This is a genomic window from Cronobacter malonaticus LMG 23826 (assembly GCF_001277215.2).
Taxonomy (GTDB): Bacteria; Pseudomonadota; Gammaproteobacteria; order Enterobacterales; family Enterobacteriaceae; genus Cronobacter; species Cronobacter malonaticus.
Window position 1 is genome coordinate 688,257 of record NZ_CP013940.1, and the last position, 17,041, is coordinate 705,297.

The 17,041-nt window shown below is 58.1% G+C and carries 11 protein-coding genes and 2 tRNA genes; 8 read left to right on the forward strand and 5 right to left on the reverse strand.

Annotation, left to right across the window (positions count from 1 at the left end; all coding sequences use genetic code 11):
• Positions 1–64: 64 nt before the first annotated feature.
• Genes ptrA through recD form a run of 3 tightly spaced genes read left to right on the forward strand, consistent with a single transcriptional unit; the run spans position 65 to position 8,324 of the window.
• A complete protein-coding gene (gene ptrA, locus AFK66_RS03245) occupies positions 65–2,953 on the forward strand; it encodes a pitrilysin (RefSeq protein ID WP_032982930.1) in 2,889 nt (962 codons plus the stop codon).
• The gene (gene recB, locus AFK66_RS03250) at positions 2,950–6,492 is read left to right on the forward strand and encodes an exodeoxyribonuclease V subunit beta (RefSeq protein WP_032968396.1); all 3,543 of its coding nucleotides are present in this window, start codon (positions 2,950–2,952) and stop codon (positions 6,490–6,492) included. The genes ptrA and recB overlap by 4 nt, the downstream gene beginning before the upstream one ends.
• Entirely contained in the window at positions 6,489–8,324 is a 1,836-nt protein-coding gene (gene recD / locus AFK66_RS03255) for an exodeoxyribonuclease V subunit alpha (protein WP_007777799.1), read from the forward strand. Before recB ends, recD begins: the two co-directional genes overlap by 4 nt.
• A gap of 36 nt (positions 8,325–8,360) precedes the next feature.
• Here recD and argA read toward each other — a convergent pair whose 3' ends face one another.
• Positions 8,361–9,692, reverse strand: coding sequence for an amino-acid N-acetyltransferase (argA, locus tag AFK66_RS03260; protein WP_032968395.1), 1,332 nt, complete (start codon positions 9,690–9,692; stop codon positions 8,361–8,363).
• 227 nt (positions 9,693–9,919) lie between these two features.
• Here argA and amiC point away from each other — a divergent pair, with 227 nt between their 5' ends.
• Positions 9,920–11,173, forward strand: a complete 1,254-nt coding sequence (gene amiC, locus AFK66_RS03265; protein ID WP_023898064.1) for an N-acetylmuramoyl-L-alanine amidase AmiC — start codon at positions 9,920–9,922, stop codon at positions 11,171–11,173.
• An 89-nt stretch (positions 11,174–11,262) separates the two neighbouring features.
• Here amiC and AFK66_RS03270 read toward each other — a convergent pair.
• A tRNA-Met gene (locus tag AFK66_RS03270) sits at positions 11,263–11,339 on the reverse strand.
• A gap of 41 nt (positions 11,340–11,380) precedes the next feature.
• Positions 11,381–11,457 (reverse strand) — tRNA-Met (locus AFK66_RS03275).
• A gap of 203 nt (positions 11,458–11,660) precedes the next feature.
• On the opposite strand from AFK66_RS03275, the gene mltA reads away from it, so the two are divergent.
• Complete coding sequence (gene mltA, locus AFK66_RS03280; protein ID WP_004385385.1) at positions 11,661–12,758, forward strand: murein transglycosylase A; 1,098 nt, start codon at positions 11,661–11,663, stop codon at positions 12,756–12,758.
• A 108-nt stretch (positions 12,759–12,866) separates the two neighbouring features.
• Entirely contained in the window at positions 12,867–13,676 is an 810-nt protein-coding gene (gene tcdA, locus AFK66_RS03285; RefSeq protein ID WP_007777796.1) for a tRNA cyclic N6-threonylcarbamoyladenosine(37) synthase TcdA, read from the forward strand.
• On the opposite strand, the gene csdE is transcribed toward tcdA, so the two are convergent.
• Positions 13,677–14,120, reverse strand: a complete 444-nt coding sequence (gene csdE / locus AFK66_RS03290) for a cysteine desulfurase sulfur acceptor subunit CsdE (RefSeq protein WP_007777795.1) — start codon at positions 14,118–14,120, stop codon at positions 13,677–13,679.
• Positions 14,121–15,326: a cysteine desulfurase CsdA gene (gene csdA / locus AFK66_RS03295; RefSeq protein WP_023898065.1), complete on the reverse strand. Its 1,206-nt coding sequence runs from the start codon at positions 15,324–15,326 to the stop codon at positions 14,121–14,123.
• 192 nt (positions 15,327–15,518) lie between these two features.
• On the opposite strand from csdA, the gene AFK66_RS03300 reads away from it, so the two are divergent.
• Entirely contained in the window at positions 15,519–15,746 is a 228-nt protein-coding gene (locus AFK66_RS03300; protein WP_004385389.1) for a YgdI/YgdR family lipoprotein, read from the forward strand.
• A 345-nt stretch (positions 15,747–16,091) separates the two neighbouring features.
• Positions 16,092–17,009 (forward strand): glycine cleavage system transcriptional regulator GcvA, encoded by a 918-nt coding sequence (gene gcvA, locus AFK66_RS03305; RefSeq protein WP_004385390.1) that lies wholly within the window; start codon positions 16,092–16,094, stop codon positions 17,007–17,009.
• Positions 17,010–17,041: the final 32 nt, after the last annotated feature.

Below are 17,041 nucleotides of genomic sequence, written 5' to 3' on the forward strand. Positions count from 1 at the left end.
GGTGTAGCCACATGCGCCGTTTGTTAATGATGAATAGTAGAAGCAGTAAATGAGAGGTTTATTGATGCCTGGATGTCGTAACTGGTACAAAGCGCTGTTGATCTGCATGGCCTTCTGGGCACCCTTGTCTCAGGCCGACTCGGGCTGGCAACCATTGAAAGAAACGATCCGCAAAAGCGATCGTGATAATCGTCAATACCAGGCTATCCGGCTCGATAACGGAATGGTGGTGTTACTGGTCTCCGATCCGCAGGCTGTAAAGTCGCTCTCTGCGCTGGTGCTGCCGGTGGGGTCGCTGGAAGATCCTGACGATCATCTCGGGCTCGCGCACTATCTTGAGCATATGACGCTCATGGGCTCGCAAAAATACCCTGAGCCTGACAGCCTGGCGGAATATCTGAAGCTGCATGGCGGAAGCCATAACGCCAGCACGGCGCCTTACCGTACCGCCTGGTATCTTGAGGTAGAAAACGATGCTCTCGACGGCGCGATGGACAGGCTTGCGGACGCGATCGCCGCGCCGAATCTTGATAAAACCTATGCCGATCGTGAACGTAACGCGGTTAATGCTGAATTAACCATGGCGCGTGCACGTGACGGCATGCGTATGGCGCAGGTCAGCGCCGAAACGTTAAACCCGGCGCATCCGGGCTCGCGTTTTTCCGGTGGCAACCTGGAGACGCTGCGTGATAAACCCGGCAGCCCGCTGCATGAGGCGCTGGTGGGCTTCCGGGATAAATACTATTCCGCGAATCTCATGAAAGCCGTGGTTTACAGCAATCGTCCATTGCCGGAGCTTGCCCGCATGGCCGCGAAAACCTGGGGACGCGTGCCGAATAAAAAACTGACGGCGCCGGCGATCACAACGCCTGTCGTTACGCCCGCACAGCAAGGGATTTTTATTCATTATGTTCCTGTACAGCCGCTTAAGGCGCTGCGCGTTGAGTTTCGCATCGATAATAACAGCGACAAATTCCGCAGCAAAACCGATGAACTCATCGGCTATATGATAGGCAGCCGCAGCCCTGGCACGTTATCAGACTGGCTGCAAAAGGAGGGGCTTGCCGAAAGTGTCAGAGCGGACTCTGACCCTGTTGTTGCCGGAAACAGCGGCGTAATGGTCATTTCCGTCTCGCTCACGGACAAAGGGCTCTCACAGCGCGACCGCGTTGTGGCAGCCATCTTCCGTTACCTTCAGACGCTGCGCGAAAAAGGCATTGATAAACGCTATTTCACCGAGCTGTCTCATGTGCTGGATCTCGATTTCCGCTATCCCTCCATCACCCGGGATATGAACTATGTCGAGTGGCTGGCAGACAGCATGCTGCGCGTGCCTGTCGAGCATACGCTGGATGTGGTGAATATTGCGGACCAGTTTGATCCCGGGGCGGTGAAAGCGCGTCTTGCGATGATGACGCCGGAAAACGCGCGAATCTGGTATATCAGCCCTGACGAGCCGCACAACAAAACGGCCTATTTTGTCGGCGCGCCGTATCAGGTTGAGAAAATCCCGGCTGCAACGCTAAAACAGTGGCAAACGCTGGGGCAGCAGATTGCGCTTACCCTGCCGGAGCCAAACCCTTACATCCCGAGCGATTTCAGCCTGATTAAACCCCAGAAGCCGTATGCGCACCCTAAGCTGCTGGTTCAGGATCCGGAATTGCGCGTGCTCTATATGCCAAGCCGCTATTTCGCCAGCGAGCCGAGAGCGGATATCACGCTGGTGCTACGCAATGAGCAGGCGATGAACAGCGCGAAAAACCAGGTGTTGTTCGCGCTTAACGATTATCTGGCTGGAATTGCGCTTGATCAGCTGAGCAACCAGGCTTCCGTGGGCGGCATCAGTTTTTCCAGCAGTGCCAATAGCGGGTTGCTGATCAGCGCGAACGGCTACACCCAGCATTTACGTAAGCTGTTCCTCACGCTGCTGGATGGCTATTTCAGCTATGAACCCACCGAGGATCAGCTGGCGCAGGCGAAGTCCTGGTATAAGCAGATGCTGGCATCGGCGGAACAGGGGAAAGCCTACGATCAGGCCATTATGCCGGTACAGATGGTCTCTCAGGTGCCGTATTTCCAGCGCGAAGAACGTCGCGCGCTGCTGCCGGAGATAACGCTTAATGACATTCTCGCTTACCGCGAGAGCCTGAAAACCCATGCCCGTGCAGAATTTCTCGTGGTCGGCAACCTGGCCCCTGAGCAGGTGAAAAATTTCACACAGGAGGCCGTTCACCAGTTGGGCCTGAAAGGGAAAAGCTGGACACGCACCCGGGATGTCAGCGTTGAGAAAACACAGCAGGCCATTTTTAACAAAGCGGGCAGCAGCACGGATTCCGCACTGGCAGCGCTGTTTGTCCCTGTCGGGTATAGCGAGTCCACGAGTTCGGCCTGTAGCGCTATGCTTGGGCAGATTATTTCGCCGTGGTTCTATAACCAGTTGCGTACGCAGGAGCAGTTAGGGTATGCGGTCTTTGCGTTCCCGATGCCGGTAGGACGTCAGTGGGGGATCGGTTTCCTGCTCCAAAGCAGCGAAAAGCAGCCCGATTTCCTCTGGAAACGCTATCAGGCTTTCTTCCCGCAAGTGGAGTCGCGGCTTCGCGCGCTTAACGCGCAGGATTTTGCGCATATTCAGCAAAGCATCATTAACGATATGCAACAGGCCCCACAGACGCTTGGCGAAGAAGCCTCGCAGGTGAGTAAAGACTTCGATCGGGATAATTTAAATTTCGATTCTCGTGATAAAGTTGTGGCCGAAATCAGACAGCTGACGCCGCAAAAACTGGCCGACTTTTTCCATCAGGCCGTGCTTGCCCGACAGGGCATGACGATCCTCTCACAGGTTTCCGGTAGCCAAAGCCCGCAGGCGCGTTATGCGACGCCTGAAGGATGGCCGGTCTATCAAAGCGTCAGCGAATTGCAACAATCTTTACCGCTTCTGAGTGATACGCAATGACCGATGAGCCAGCAGCGCCCCTTGATCCCCTCCGCCTGCCCTTAACGGGCGAGCGGTTGATAGAAGCCTCTGCAGGCACCGGGAAAACCTATACCATCGCAGCGCTGTATCTGCGCCTGCTATTAGGACTGGGCGGCGAGGCGGCTCACCCGCGCCCGTTAACCGTTGAAGAGCTGTTAGTCGTAACCTTTACCGAGGCCGCGACGGAAGAACTGCGCGGGCGTATTCGCAGCAATATTCACGAACTGCGTGTGGCCTGCCTGCGCGAGCGCACCGACGATCCGCTCTACCAGCGGCTGCTGGATGAAATTTCCGATAAACCACTGGCGGCCCGCACGCTGCTGCTGGCGGAACGGCAGATAGACGAGGCGGCCATCTTTACCATTCACGGCTTCTGCCAGCGCATGCTGAGCCTGAATGCCTTTGAGTCGGGTATGCCGTTTGAGCAGCAGTTAATTGAAGATGAATCGCTGCTGCGTTATCAGGCCTGTGCCGATTTCTGGCGCCGTCACTGTTACCCGCTCGCCAAACCGCTGGCGCGCGTGGTCTGTGAACAGTGGGACGGGCCGGAATCGCTGTTGCGTGATGTAAACAGTTTTCTGCATGGCGAAGCGCCGAAGCTCAAAACGCCACCGCCGGATGACGAAACGATTGAGTCGCGCTATGAAACCGCGATAGCGCGTATCAACGAGGTCAAAGCGCTATGGCGTGAAAACGCCGCTGAACTGGCAGTGCTGATTCAGAATTCGGGCGTTGATAAGCGCAGCTACAGCAGCCGTTATCTGCCCGCCTGGCTCGATCAGGTTGCCGCCTGGGCGGAGGAAGAAACCACTTCCTGGCAATTGCCGGGCGCGCTGGAAAAATTTGCCCAGAGTACGCTGCTTGAGAAGACCAAAAAAGGCGACGCGCCACGTCACGCGGTGTTTGAAGCAATTGATGCGCTGCTGGCCGAGCCTTTCACCATCCGCGATCTGCTCATTGCCAGAGCGATGACGGAAATCCGCTACACCGTCGCGCAGGAGAAGCGCCGCCGCGGCGAACTGGGCTTTGACGACATGCTAAGCCGCCTCGACGAGGCGCTGAATCAGCCGGGCGGCGAGGCACTGGCGGCGGCGATTCGCGCGCGTTATCCGGCGGCGATGATCGATGAGTTTCAGGATACCGACCCGCAGCAGTACCGCATTTTCCGTCGTATCTGGCTGGGCCAGCAAGAGACCACGTTGCTGCTCATCGGCGACCCGAAACAGGCGATTTATGCGTTTCGCGGCGCAGATATCTTTACTTACATGCGTGCTCGCGGCGAAGTAAACGCTCACTATACGCTAGATACCAACTGGCGTTCGGCACCGGGTATGGTGGAGAGCGTCAATAAAGTGTTCAGCCAGATGGATAACGCGTTTATGTTTCGCGATATCCCTTTCCTGGCAGTGAAGCCTGCCGCGCGCAACCAGTCGCTGCGTTTTACCTTCGCCGGGAAAACTCAGCCCGCCATGAAGCTTTGGCTCATGGAAGGCGACGGCGCAGGAGTAAGTGATTACCAACAAACGATGGCGCGCGTCTGTGCGCAGCAGATCCGCGACTGGTTAAGCGCGGGTATGAAGGGCGAAGCGCTGTTATGGCGCGAAGAGCGTGCGCGACCGGTACAGGCGTCAGATATCACGGTGCTGGTGCGTAACCGCATCGAAGCGAATCTGGTACGCGAGGCGCTGAACGCGCTTAACATTCCTTCCGTTTATCTTTCTAACCGCGACAGCGTCTTCGCAACCCAGGAGGCGCTGGAGATGCTCTGGTTGCTACAGGCTGTGCTGGCACCAGAGGTGGAAACGCGGCTTCGCAGCGCGCTGGCGGCAAGTATGCTCGGGCTGGATGCGCCTGCCATCGAAGCGCTCAATGAAAATGAAAACGCCTGGGATGCGCTGGTGGAAGAGTTCGACGGCTACCGGCAGATCTGGCTGCGCCGCGGCGTCATGCCGATGCTGCGCGCGCTTATGACGCACCGGCAGGTGGCGGAAAACCTGCTCGCCACACCCGGCGGCGAGCGCAGGCTGACGGATATTCTCCACCTGAGCGAATTGCTCCAGGAGGCTTCCGCGCAGGCCGACAGTGAATATGCGCTGGTGCGCTGGTTAGCCCAGCATATCGCCGAGCCGGACGCCAGCGCCTCCAGCCAGCAACTGCGTCTGGAAAGCGACAAGCATCTGGTTCAGGTCGTTACTATTCATAAGTCGAAAGGGCTTGAATATCCGCTGGTCTGGCTGCCCTTTATTGCCGATTTCCGCGAGCAGAAACAGGCCTTTTACCACGATCGCGAGACGTTTACGCCGATGCTCGATCTGAGCAACGCCGAAGAGAGCCTGGAGCTGGCAGAGATGGAGCGGCTGGCGGAGGATTTACGCCTGCTGTATGTGGCGTTGACGCGCTCCATCTGGCATTGCAGCCTGGGTATAGCGCCGCTTTTTCGCCGCCGTGGCGCGAAAGAGGGAGAAACCGATCTTCACCGCAGCGCGCTCGGCAGGCTGATTCAACAAGGCGAAGCGCTGGATGCGAACGGCCTGCGTCGCTGTATCGAAGCCTTGTGCGATGAAAATCTGGCGCTGGAGATCCCGGGCGAGCCGGATAACACGCCCTGGATGCCGCCGGAATCTGCTCCGCCGACGCTTGCGGCGCGCGAGCTGCAACGACGCATCATGGATGAGTGGCGCGTCACCAGTTATTCCGGCTTGCAGCAGCATGGTGCAGGGCGCGCGCTGGATCTGCTGCCAAAGCTGGATCTGGACGGTGCGGGCGCGCGTGACGTGCCTGATGAACCGGTGATGTCGCCGCATACGTTTCCACGCGGCGCGTCGCCTGGCACGTTTCTGCACGGCCTCTTTGAGGAGATCGATTTCACCCAGCCGGTATCAGCGGAGTGGGTAACGCAGCAGTTGCAGCTGGGCGGTTTCGATGAGGCCTGGCAGCCGGTTTTGAGCCGCTGGATAAATGACGTGCTGAGCGCGCCACTCAACGAGACCGGCGTGTCGCTGAATCAGCTTGGCGCGAAAGATAAACAGGTGGAGCTGGAGTTTTATGTGCCGATTGACGCCGCGCTTCGCCCTGAGGCGCTGGACGCGCTGATTCGCGAGCACGACCCGCTTTCGGCGCAGTGTCCGCCGCTCGATTTCCGCCAGGTGCGCGGCATGCTGAAAGGCTTTATCGATCTGGTTTTCCGCTGGCAGGGGCGTTATTACCTGCTGGATTATAAATCGAACTGGCTTGGCGACAGCCCGGAAGCGTATACGGTGGAAGCGATGTCGCAGGCGATGCAGACGCACCGTTACGATCTGCAGTATCAGCTATACACGCTGGCGCTACACCGCTATTTGCGCCATCGCCTGCCGAATTATGATTACGAACGCCACTTCGGTGGCGTGATTTACCTGTTTTTGCGCGGCGTAACGAAAGAGGATACCCGTCAGGGCATCTTTACCACGCGTCCCGCGCAGGCGCTGGTGACGGCGATGGACGCGCTGTTTGCCGGCGCGGAGGAGAAAGCGTCATGAAAATGCATCAACTGATCCAGCAAGCCGTGGTGCAAAAGCTTCTGCGCCCGCTGGATGCCCAGTTTGCGATGATGGTGGCAAGCGATGAAGAACCGGCAGTGATGCTCGCCGCCGCGCTGGTGAGCCGCGACGCCGGAGAAGGCCACGTCTGTCTGCCGCTCTCCCGGCTTTGCGCGGCGCACAGCTTCGCCGGGCGTCACGATGAAATGGCGCAAACGCTGTTTGAGGCGGCGGGCAATCCGGACGACTGGCGCTCGCTGTTACTGGCATCGCCTGCGGTGAGCGAGGACGAGGCGCCGACGCCGCTGAAGCTCATCGGCGAGCGTTTGTATCTGAACCGCATGTGGCGTCATGAGAGGGCGGTCGCAGCGTTCTTTCGCGAGCGTAATCATCGTATCGAGCTGGAAGAAGCGCGCCTGAGCGCGGTGCTGGAGTCGCTTTTTGGGCCACCAGGCGATGAAGTGGACTGGCAGAAAGTGGCGGCAGCGGTCGCGCTCACCCGACGCATCTCGGTGATTTCCGGCGGGCCGGGCACCGGGAAAACCACCACGGTGGCGAAACTGCTGGCGGCTATGGTGCAGCTCTCAGAAGAGAAATTGCCTCGTATCCGCCTTGCCGCGCCGACCGGTAAAGCCGCGGCGCGCCTGACGGAATCGCTCGGCGCTGCGCTGCGTCGTTTGCCACTGAGCGACGCGCAGAAAAACGCGCTGCCGGAAGAAGCCAGCACGCTGCACCGCCTGCTGGGCGCGCAGCCGGGCAGCCAGCGGCTGCGCTACCACGAAGGTAATCCGCTGCATCTGGATGTTCTGGTGGTGGATGAGGCTTCGATGATAGACCTGCCGATGATGGCGCGGCTTATCGCGGCGCTGCCGGACCACGCGCGGGTGATTTTTTTAGGCGATCGCGATCAGCTGGCCTCTGTGGAAGCGGGCGCGGTGCTCGGCGATATCTGCCACTACGTAAACCACGGCTTTACCACTGAACGCGCCACCGAGCTTGCCCGCATCACGGGGTGTCACATTAGCGGCGGCGAGCCGCATCCGGCAGGCGCGCTGCGCGACTGCCTGTGCCTGCTGCAGAAAAGCTATCGTTTTGGCAGCGATTCCGGCATCGGCCAGCTCGCGTTTGCCGTTAATCGCAGCGATCATCGCGCCGCCAGAGCGACGTTTAGCCGGGGATTTGACGATATAGCCTGCAAAACGCTGGCGGGTAACGACGATTATGCGCAGATGATTGACGAGACGCTGGCGGGCTACGAGCGGTTCTTAACACTGATCCGCGAGCGTGCCGAGCCGGAGGCCATTCTTGCGGCCTTTAGCGAATTCCAGATGCTTTGCGCACTGCGTGAAGGGCCGTTCGGCGTCGCCGGGCTTAACGAACGGGTGGAACATGCGCTGGCGCAGCGGCGTCTGATTCGTCGCATGCCGCTGTCGCGCTGGTATGAAGGGCGGCCGGTGATGATTTCGCGCAACGACAGCGCGCTGGGGCTGTTTAACGGCGATATCGGCGTGGCGCTGGATCGTGGCGACGGCCTGCGCGTCTGGTTCCCGATGCCCGGCGGCAAGCTGAAACCCGTCGTGCCAAGCCGCTTGCCGGATAATGACACCGCGTGGGCGATGACGGTGCATAAATCACAGGGTTCAGAGTTCGATCATGCGGCGCTGCTCCTGCCGGGGCAGTTCGCGCCGGTGGTCACGCGGGAGCTGGTCTATACGGCGATTACGCGCGCGCGGCGACGGTTGTCGCTGTATGCGGATGAGCGGGTGCTGGAGATGGCCATTGCGACCAGAACGGAACGGCGCAGCGGCCTGATGGCCTGCTTTGAACAATAAGCGCGGCCCGGCGATGGCCAGGCCGCAGCGCTGCTGTCAGGTTAAATCTGCCATCAGCACCTTCGAGCGGCGCTGGTAGTTGTACATCTGCTTTTTGCTTTCGGGCAGCAGGTCGATATCTACCGGCGCGAACCCGCGCTCCTGGAACCAGTGAATGCTGCGTGTAGTAAGCACAAACAGTTTGGATAAGCCCATCTGTTTGGCCTGGGTGGCGATGCGCTGCAACAGCACTTCGCCGCGCGCTGAGCTGCGGTAATCCGGATGCACGGCCACGCATGCCATTTCACCGATTTTCTCTTCCGGGAATGGATAGAGCGCGGCGCAGGCGATGGTCAGGTTATCGCGCTGAATAATCGTGAATTTATCGATCTCCATCTCCAGCTGTTCGCGCGAGCGGCGCACCAGAATACCCTGCTGCTCCAGCGGCCGGATAAGCTCCAGAATGCCGCCGATGTCATTAATGGTGGCGCGGCGGATCTGCTCGGCGCTCTCCATCACAATCTGCGTGCCGATACCGTCGCGGGAGAACAGCTCCTGCAACAGCGCGCCATCTTCCTGATAGCTGATGAGATGGCAGCGACGTACGCCGCTGCGGCAGGCTTTGACCGCGCCACGCAGAAAACGCACGGTACCGGAGTGGTAGTCGCCTGCCGCTTCCAGCGTCTCAAGACGCGCCTGCGCCTCGTTCGGGAACAGCTCGGAAATAATGTCGCCATCGTCGCTCATCACGCCCTGCGACGAGCAGAAACCGATCATCTTCTCAGCCTTAAGCTTGATGGCAAGCTGGGTGGCGACTTCTTCTGACGTCAGGTTGAAGCTCTCACCCGTCACCGACACCGCCACCGGCCCGAGCAGCACGATAGCGCCGCTGTCGAGCTGGCGGTGAATGGCGTCTTCATCAATGCGGCGAATGCGCCCGCTGTGGCAGTAATCGACACCGTCATCCACGCCGAGCGGCTGCGCGATGATAAAGTTGCCGCTCACTACATTAATATGCGCGCCCTGCAGCGGCGTGTTGCCGAGGCTCATCGACAGACGAGCGGTGATATCGAGCTGCAGCAACCCGGCGGCCTGCTTGACCAGCTCCAGCGTTTTGGCGTCGGTAACGCGGGTGTGTTTGTGATAAACCGGTTCATGATGGTGTTCGGCAAGGTTAGCGTCGATTTGCGGACGCGCGCCATACACCACCACCAGGCGGATGCCGAGGCTGTGAAGAAGACCTATATCGTTGACGATACTGGAAAAGTTTTCATGCTCAATAGCTTCGCCGCCAAGCATGATGACAAACGTTTTGCCCCGATGGGCATTAATATAGGGAACAGAATGGCGGAATCCCTGGACCAGTTCGGTTCGACGCTCCTTCACCACGGCAAAACCTCTCAGTGAATGGTTATTCGTAATTTGTGTATTTTTATTCTTTTATTATCCCATGCGCAAGTGGCAATTTTATGGCGGCGGCGCGTCATTACCGCGAACGTACACGCGCAAAGGCATTTGTTTACCCTTTTATAGATGACAGTTTCGCTACCATTCGCTAAAGTTTTTGGCCATTTTGGTCGTAAGTTGAGTTATTCGCATTAGTGCTCGGGAGTGGCATGTCAGGTTCCAGTCATCTTTTTAGTCGCCGCCAGCTGTTACAGGGCGCGGGGGCGATGTGGTTATTGAGCGTCAGCCAGGTGGGCCTGGCTGCGTCGGGCCAGGTTATTGCGGTGCGCGTCTGGCCTGCTTCCGCCTATACCCGCGTGACGCTGGAATCTAACCGTGTGCTGAAATATCGCCAGTTCGCGCTGAGTAACCCGGAACGCATCGTGGTCGATCTCGAAGGCGTTAATCTGAATGCGGTGCTGAAAGGCGTAAGCAATCAGATCCGCGTCGACGATCCGTTCATAAAATCCGCTCGCGTCGGGCAGTTTGACCCGAAAACCGTGCGTATGGTGTTTGAGCTAAAGAAAAACGTCACGCCGCATCTGTTTGCGCTGGCACCCGTCGCGGAGTTCCGCGAACGTCTGGTTATCGATCTCTACCCGGCTAACGGCACTAACGAGCAGGATCCGCTGCTGGCGCTGCTTGAGGATTACAACAAGGGCGAGCTGGATAAGCAGGTGCCGCCTGCCACCAGCGGCCCGCAGCCGGGCAAGGCGGGGCGCGATCGCCCGATTGTCATTATGATTGACCCCGGCCACGGCGGCGAAGACCCCGGCGCGATCGGCAAAAATAAGACGCGTGAAAAAGACGTGGTGCTGCAAATCGCCCGCCGCCTGCGCGCGTTGATTGAACGCGAAGCGAATATGAAAGCGTTCATGACGCGCAATGAAGATATCTTTATTCCGCTGAAAGTGCGCGTGGCGAAGGCTCAGAAGCAGCGCGCCGACCTGTTTGTCTCTATTCACGCTGACGCCTTTACCAGCCGCGCCGCGCGCGGTTCGTCCGTTTTTGCGCTCTCGACCAAAGGGGCGACCAGTACGGCGGCGAAATACCTGGCGCAAACCCAGAACGCCGCGGATCTCGTGGGCGGTGTGAGTAAAAGCGGGGACGTTTATCTCGATCACACTATGTTCGATATGGTGCAGTCGCTGACGATTTCCGACAGCCTGAAATTTGGCAAAGAGGTGTTAGGGCGTCTCGGACGGGTGAACAAACTGCATAAGAACAAAGTGGATCAGGCGGGCTTCGCCGTGCTGAAAGCGCCGGATATTCCGTCGATTCTGGTCGAAACCGCATTTATCAGTAATGAGGAAGAGGAGCGTAAGCTTCGCACCGCGACATTCCAGCAGGAAGTGGCGGAGTCGATTCTGGCAGGGATCAAAGCTTACTTCGCCGATGGCGGGACGCTGGCAAGGCGCGGATAACGCGCCTTTTTGCCTTGCTGGGACAGAGTGATACAGGGAATGGCTGAATTGCGGACATAAAAAAACACCCGTCAGGGTGTTCATTTTATTGGTTGCGGGGGCCGGATTTGAACCGACGACCTTCGGGTTATGAGCCCGACGAGCTACCAGGCTGCTCCACCCCGCGTCCGTCTTACTTCTTCACATTGTCGCGCCGTGCGCGTTAATTGGTTGCGGGGGCCGGATTTGAACCGACGACCTTCGGGTTATGAGCCCGACGAGCTACCAGGCTGCTCCACCCCGCGTCCGTGGATGCGCACTATACTCCGCTGAGCTTTCGTTGCAACCTTTTTTTAAAACAATAAGCTGAATCGGCGTCAGCTTGCCGAAATATTATCCGTCTTGATGATTCTTTAATCCCGATGTCCGTCTGAAAGGGCTTATGCGTTTCCTTGCGAGCGCCGGTTTGCTATCTTCGCCTGCGGACAGCGCAATAGCGGAGAGAGTCATGAAAGGACGTTGGGCAAAATATCTGGCGGCAGGGGCGATGATCGCGCTGCTTTCCGCCTGTTCCTCCAAACCGACCGATCGCGGTCAGCAATATAAAGACGGCAAATTTACGCAGCCGTTTTCGCTGGTAAACCAACCGGACGCCGTTGGCGCGCCTATTAACGCCGGAGATTTCTCCGAGCAGGTCGCGGCTATTCGCAGCGCCTCGCCGCGTCTTTTTGGCTCTCAAAGCAGCGTCTATAACGCCGTGCAGGAGTGGCTGCGCGCCGGTGGCGATACCCGCTCGCTGCGCCAGTTCGGCATCGACGCCTGGCAGATGGAAGGGGCGGATAACTACGGCAACGTCCAGTTCACCGGTTACTACACGCCGGTAGTGCAGGCGCGCTATACCCGTCAGGGCGAATTCCAGTACCCGATTTACCGTATGCCGCCGAAACGCGGTCGCCTGCCATCGCGCGCCGAAATTTACGCCGGCGCGCTCAGCGATAACTACGTGCTGGCATACAGCAACTCGCTGATGGATAACTTCATTATGGATGTGCAGGGCAGCGGCTATATCGATTTCGGCGACGGTCGTCCGCTGAACTTCTTCGCCTATGCCGGGAAAAACGGCCATCCGTACCGCAGTATCGGCAAGGTGCTTATCGATCGCGGTGAAGTGAAGCGTGAAGATATGTCGATGCAGGCGATTCGCCACTGGGGCGAAACCCACAGCGAGCAGGAAGTGCGCGCGTTGCTGGAAGAGAACCCGTCCTTTGTCTTCTTTAAGCCGCAAAATTACGCGCCGGTGAAAGGCGCAAGCGGCGTACCGCTGATTGGCCGCGCGTCGGTGGCCTCTGACCGCTCCATTATTCCGGCAGGCACCACGCTGCTGGCAGAGGTGCCGCTGCTGGACAATAACGGCAAGTTCAACGGACAATATGAGCTCAGGCTGATGGTGGCGCTGGATGTCGGCGGCGCGATTAAAGGCCAGCATTTCGATATTTATCAGGGGATCGGCCCGGACGCCGGGCACCGCGCAGGCTGGTATAATCACTACGGCCGCGTCTGGGTGCTGAAAACCGCGCCGGGTGCCGGCAACGTGTTCAGCGGCTGATTATGCTATTCTGAGCAACCTGTCGCCCGGCGGCGTAACCCTGCCGGGCCTGCGGATTTCTGAGCAAGGGTGAGGGAGAACTCTCACCCTTTTTACATCTGAGGTTTTATGGCTGTAGTTATCACAGACGCCTGGCGCAGCCGCTTTGGCGGCACGGCCCGTTTATATGGCGAAGCGGCGTTGCAGCTCTTTGCCGACGCGCATGTGTGCGTGGTGGGGATTGGCGGTGTCGGCTCATGGGCGGCGGAAGCGCTGGCGCGCACCGGTATCGGTGCAATTACGCTTATCGATATGGATGACGTGTGCGTCACCAATACCAATCGTCAGATCCATGCGCTACGCGACACGGTAGGGCAGGCGAAATCCGAGGTGATGGCCGAGCGTATTCGCCAGATCAACCCGGAGTGCCGCATCACTGTGGTGGATGATTTCGTCACTGTCGATAATGTGGCGCAATATATGAACGCCGGGTTTAGCTATGTCATCGATGCTATCGACAGCGTGCGGCCAAAGGCGGCGCTGATTGCGTACTGCCGTCGTAATAAAATTCCGCTGGTCACGACGGGCGGCGCGGGCGGGCAGACCGACCCGACGCAGATCCAGGTGGTCGATCTTGCCAAAACCATCCAGGACCCGCTGGCCGCGAAACTGCGAGAACGGCTGAAAAGCGATTTCGGCGTGGTGAAAAACAGCAAAGGGAAGCTTGGCGTGGACTGCGTTTTCTCTACCGAAGCGCTGGTCTATCCGCAGGCTGACGGCTCGGTATGCGCGATGAAAAGCACGGCGGAAGGGCCGAAGCGCATGGACTGCGCCTCAGGTTTTGGCGCGGCCACGATGGTCACCGCCACGTTTGGTTTTGTGGCGGTGTCGCACGCGCTGAAGAAGATGATGGCGAAAGCGGCGCGTAGCGCCGGGTGATCAGGCGTTGCGGGCGGCGTCCTGTACCGCCTGCGCCAGCGCGGTCAGGCCCTGGCCGCGCGATGCGCTAAGCTGGGCGCGCAGTCCTAACTCGTCAAATAACGCCAGCGGGGAGTTCTCCTGAAGCTCCTGCGGCGTTTTGCCTTCCACGGCGGTGAGCAACACCGCAAGCAACCCGCGCACGATGCGCCCTTCGCTGTCGCCATAAAAGTGCAGCCCGCCGTCGGGGCGTTTTTCATAGCCGAGCCAGACCCGGTTTTCACAGCCGGGGATCTCCTGCGCCTCTTGCTTTAATGTCTCCGGCAGCGCCGGAAGCTGTTTACCGAGCAGAATTAACTGGCGGTATTTGTCTTCCCACTGGGTGAGCGGGCCAAACGTCTGACGCAATGTGTCAGGCGTAATGGAAGCGCCGAACGGATGCCCGGCAAGGTAAGCAGTCGTCATTTAATCCACCAGTATGTCCAGCGCGCGGTCGATGGCGGCGATCAACGCCTCGACGTCGCCTTGCGTGTTATAGGGCGCGAAAGAGGCGCGCAGCGTGCCGCTGACGCCAAGCGCCGCCAGTAGCGGCTGGGCGCAGTGCTGGCCGGCGCGCAGCGCGATGCCGGACTCCGCAAGCAGCGTCACCAGATCGCTGTGGTGTACGCCTGCGAAATCAAACGCCAACAGGCTGGAATCCTGACAGCGAAAAGAGCGAAAGCCAGGGCGTTTCGCGAGTTCCGCCTCGGCAAGCGTCGCCAGCCCCCGGCTATAGCTTTCAGCTTTCGCCAGATCGATATCCTCAAGCCAGGCAAGCGCGGCGCTAAGGCCGATAACGCCCGCGACATTGGGCGTGCCTGCCTCAAAGCGGTACGGCACCGGCTGGGTTTTAAAACTGTCAAAGGAGACCTCAGTGACCATTTTTCCGCCGCCGAGCCACGGCGACATCTGCGCCAGCAGATCGGTTTTGCCATACAGCACGCCAATGCCGGTCGGCCCATAGAGCTTGTGGCCGGAGAAGGCGTAAAAATCGATGTCCAGTTGCTGGACGTCAGGCGGGCAGTGAACCACGCCCTGCGCGCCATCCACCACCACCACTGCGCCTGCGGCGTGCGCGGTGCCAATCGCCCGCGCGAGATCCGGGCAGCCACCGGTGACGTTGGACATCTGGCCGAGCGCCAGCAGGAATGTGCGTTCATTGATAAGCGCAGGGAGTGCCGCGAGATCCGGCAGAAGATCGGTGCCCAGCGGCAGTTTCACAACCTTCGCGCCGGTCTGCTCCGCCACCATCAGCCACGGCACCAGGTTGGCGTGATGCTCTGCTTCACTGACGATAATCTCATCGCCCGGCTTCAGGCGCGGACGTGCGTAGCACTGAGCGATGAGATTGATGGATTCGGTGGTGCCGCGCGTCCAGACGATATCGCGGCTGTCGGGCGCATTGATTAATCGTGCCACGCAATCACGCGCGGCTTCATAGCGCTCGGTAAGGCGCTGCGCCTCAGCAAACTGGCTGCGATGCACATTTCCTGCGCTTAATGAATAGAACTGCTGGCTGGCGTCAATAACCGGCTGCGGTTTTAGCGCCGTAGCGGCGCTGTCGAGATAGACGCCTGCGTCACGAAGCGAGGGAAACTGCGCGCGAAATTGGGCGGGACTGAATGCTTTCATGATACTCCTCTTTCCAGTCCTTCGATCGTGGCCCATTTGACGTCGTTAAACAAGGTCATTGATAACCATCGGATAAGTCTGTTTATTCTGGCAAACGGCAGAAAGCAGGTTATGCTGAATAGTGTTAGGTGAATATTTCAGCCTGTTAGCAGACGAAGTTTACATAGCATTAAACTCTAAAGGAGAAGAACCATGAATAAACTTGCCGCTGTAGTATCAGCATGCATGATGACTTTTGCTCTGAGCGCTTGTTCCGGTCCTAACTACGTAATGCATACCAATGACGGCCGTTCTATCGTGACCGACGGGAAACCGAAAACCGATGACGATACCGGTATGATTAAATATAAAGACGCCAACGGTAATCAGCAGCAGATCAACCGTACTGACGTGAAAGAGATGGTTGCGCTGGAGAAATAATCGACTCGCGCAGGCAAAAAAAAGCACCGCAAAGTGCGGTGCTACATTAATCACTATGGACAGACAGGGTAAATGTACAGGAAGTGAAAGAGTAGCTTAGCTACGATGGTCTGAATCGCAGACCAAATGCAAACACAACAACACAACATCACAACCGTAAGCCAAAAGCCCTCCAGAACTCTCATTCCTAAAGACTTTTCGTTCCGGCTCAGGAAGTGCCGCCACTATAGGTATTTGCTGGTGTAACCTCAACGGACAAATTATAATGGCTCAGATAAAAAAAACTAATGGGTTACGACTTGTTTCTCGTTTGTTAATACGCATTTACACATAAGCCAAATCATCATGTCCAAGCGATTACCGCCGTTAAACGCATTACGTGTTTTTGATGCCGCCGCACGCCATTTGAGCTTCACAAAAGCCGCCGAAGAGCTCTTTGTCACCCAGGCTGCCGTCAGCCATCAGATAAAATCATTAGAAGATTTTCTCGGGCTGAAGTTATTCCGCCGACGCAACCGTTCTCTTCTTTTAACGGAAGAGGGGCAGAGCTATTTCCAGGACATTAAAGAGATTTTTTCACAGCTGACGGAGGCGACGCGCAAACTTCAGGCGCGCAGCGCGAAAGGCGCGTTGACGGTAAGCCTGCTGCCGAGTTTCGCTATTCACTGGCTGGTGCCGCGGCTCTCCAGTTTTAACAGCAGCTGGCCTGGGATCGACGTGCGTATTCAGGCGGTGGACCGGCAGGAAGATAAGCTTGCTGATGACGTGGACGTGGCGATTTTTTATGGACGAGGCAACTGGCCGGGGCTGCGGGTGGAAAAGCTTTATGCGGAGTATCTGCTGCCGGTCTGTTCACCGCTGTTGCTCACGGGTGACAAGCCGTTAAAAGCGCCCGAGGATTTAGCCCGCCACACGCTTCTGCATGACGCCTCGCGCCGCGACTGGCAAACTTATACGCGCCAGCTTGGTCTTAATCATATTAATGTCCAGCAGGGGCCGATTTTCAGCCACAGCGCGATGGTACTGCAGGCGGCCATTCACGGCCAGGGCGTGGCGCTCGCCAACAATGTGATGGCGCAGTCGGAGATCGAAGCGGGTCGGCTGGTCTGCCCGTTCAACGACGTCCTGGTCAGTAAAAACGCTTTTTACCTCGTTTGTCATGACAGCCAGGCAGAACTGGGTAAAATAGCGGCCTTTCGACAGTGGATACTGGCGAAGGCGGCGAGTGAACAAGAAAAATTCCGTTTTCGCTATGAACAATAACGATGATTCGCGCGACGTAATCGCGCCTTACT

Coding starts and splice junctions, on each gene's coding strand:
- ptrA (WP_032982930.1), top strand. CDS start 65: ATGCCTGGATGTCGTAACTGGTACAAAGCGCTGTTGATCTGCATGGCC.
- recB (WP_032968396.1), top strand. CDS start 2,950: ATGACCGATGAGCCAGCAGCGCCCCTTGATCCCCTCCGCCTGCCCTTA.
- recD (WP_007777799.1), top strand. CDS start 6,489: ATGAAAATGCATCAACTGATCCAGCAAGCCGTGGTGCAAAAGCTTCTG.
- amiC (WP_023898064.1), top strand. CDS start 9,920: ATGTCAGGTTCCAGTCATCTTTTTAGTCGCCGCCAGCTGTTACAGGGC.
- mltA (WP_004385385.1), top strand. CDS start 11,661: ATGAAAGGACGTTGGGCAAAATATCTGGCGGCAGGGGCGATGATCGCG.
- tcdA (WP_007777796.1), top strand. CDS start 12,867: ATGGCTGTAGTTATCACAGACGCCTGGCGCAGCCGCTTTGGCGGCACG.
- csdE (WP_007777795.1), bottom strand. CDS start 14,120: ATGACGACTGCTTACCTTGCCGGGCATCCGTTCGGCGCTTCCATTACG.
- csdA (WP_023898065.1), bottom strand. CDS start 15,326: ATGAAAGCATTCAGTCCCGCCCAATTTCGCGCGCAGTTTCCCTCGCTT.
- AFK66_RS03300 (WP_004385389.1), top strand. CDS start 15,519: ATGAATAAACTTGCCGCTGTAGTATCAGCATGCATGATGACTTTTGCT.
- gcvA (WP_004385390.1), top strand. CDS start 16,092: ATGTCCAAGCGATTACCGCCGTTAAACGCATTACGTGTTTTTGATGCC.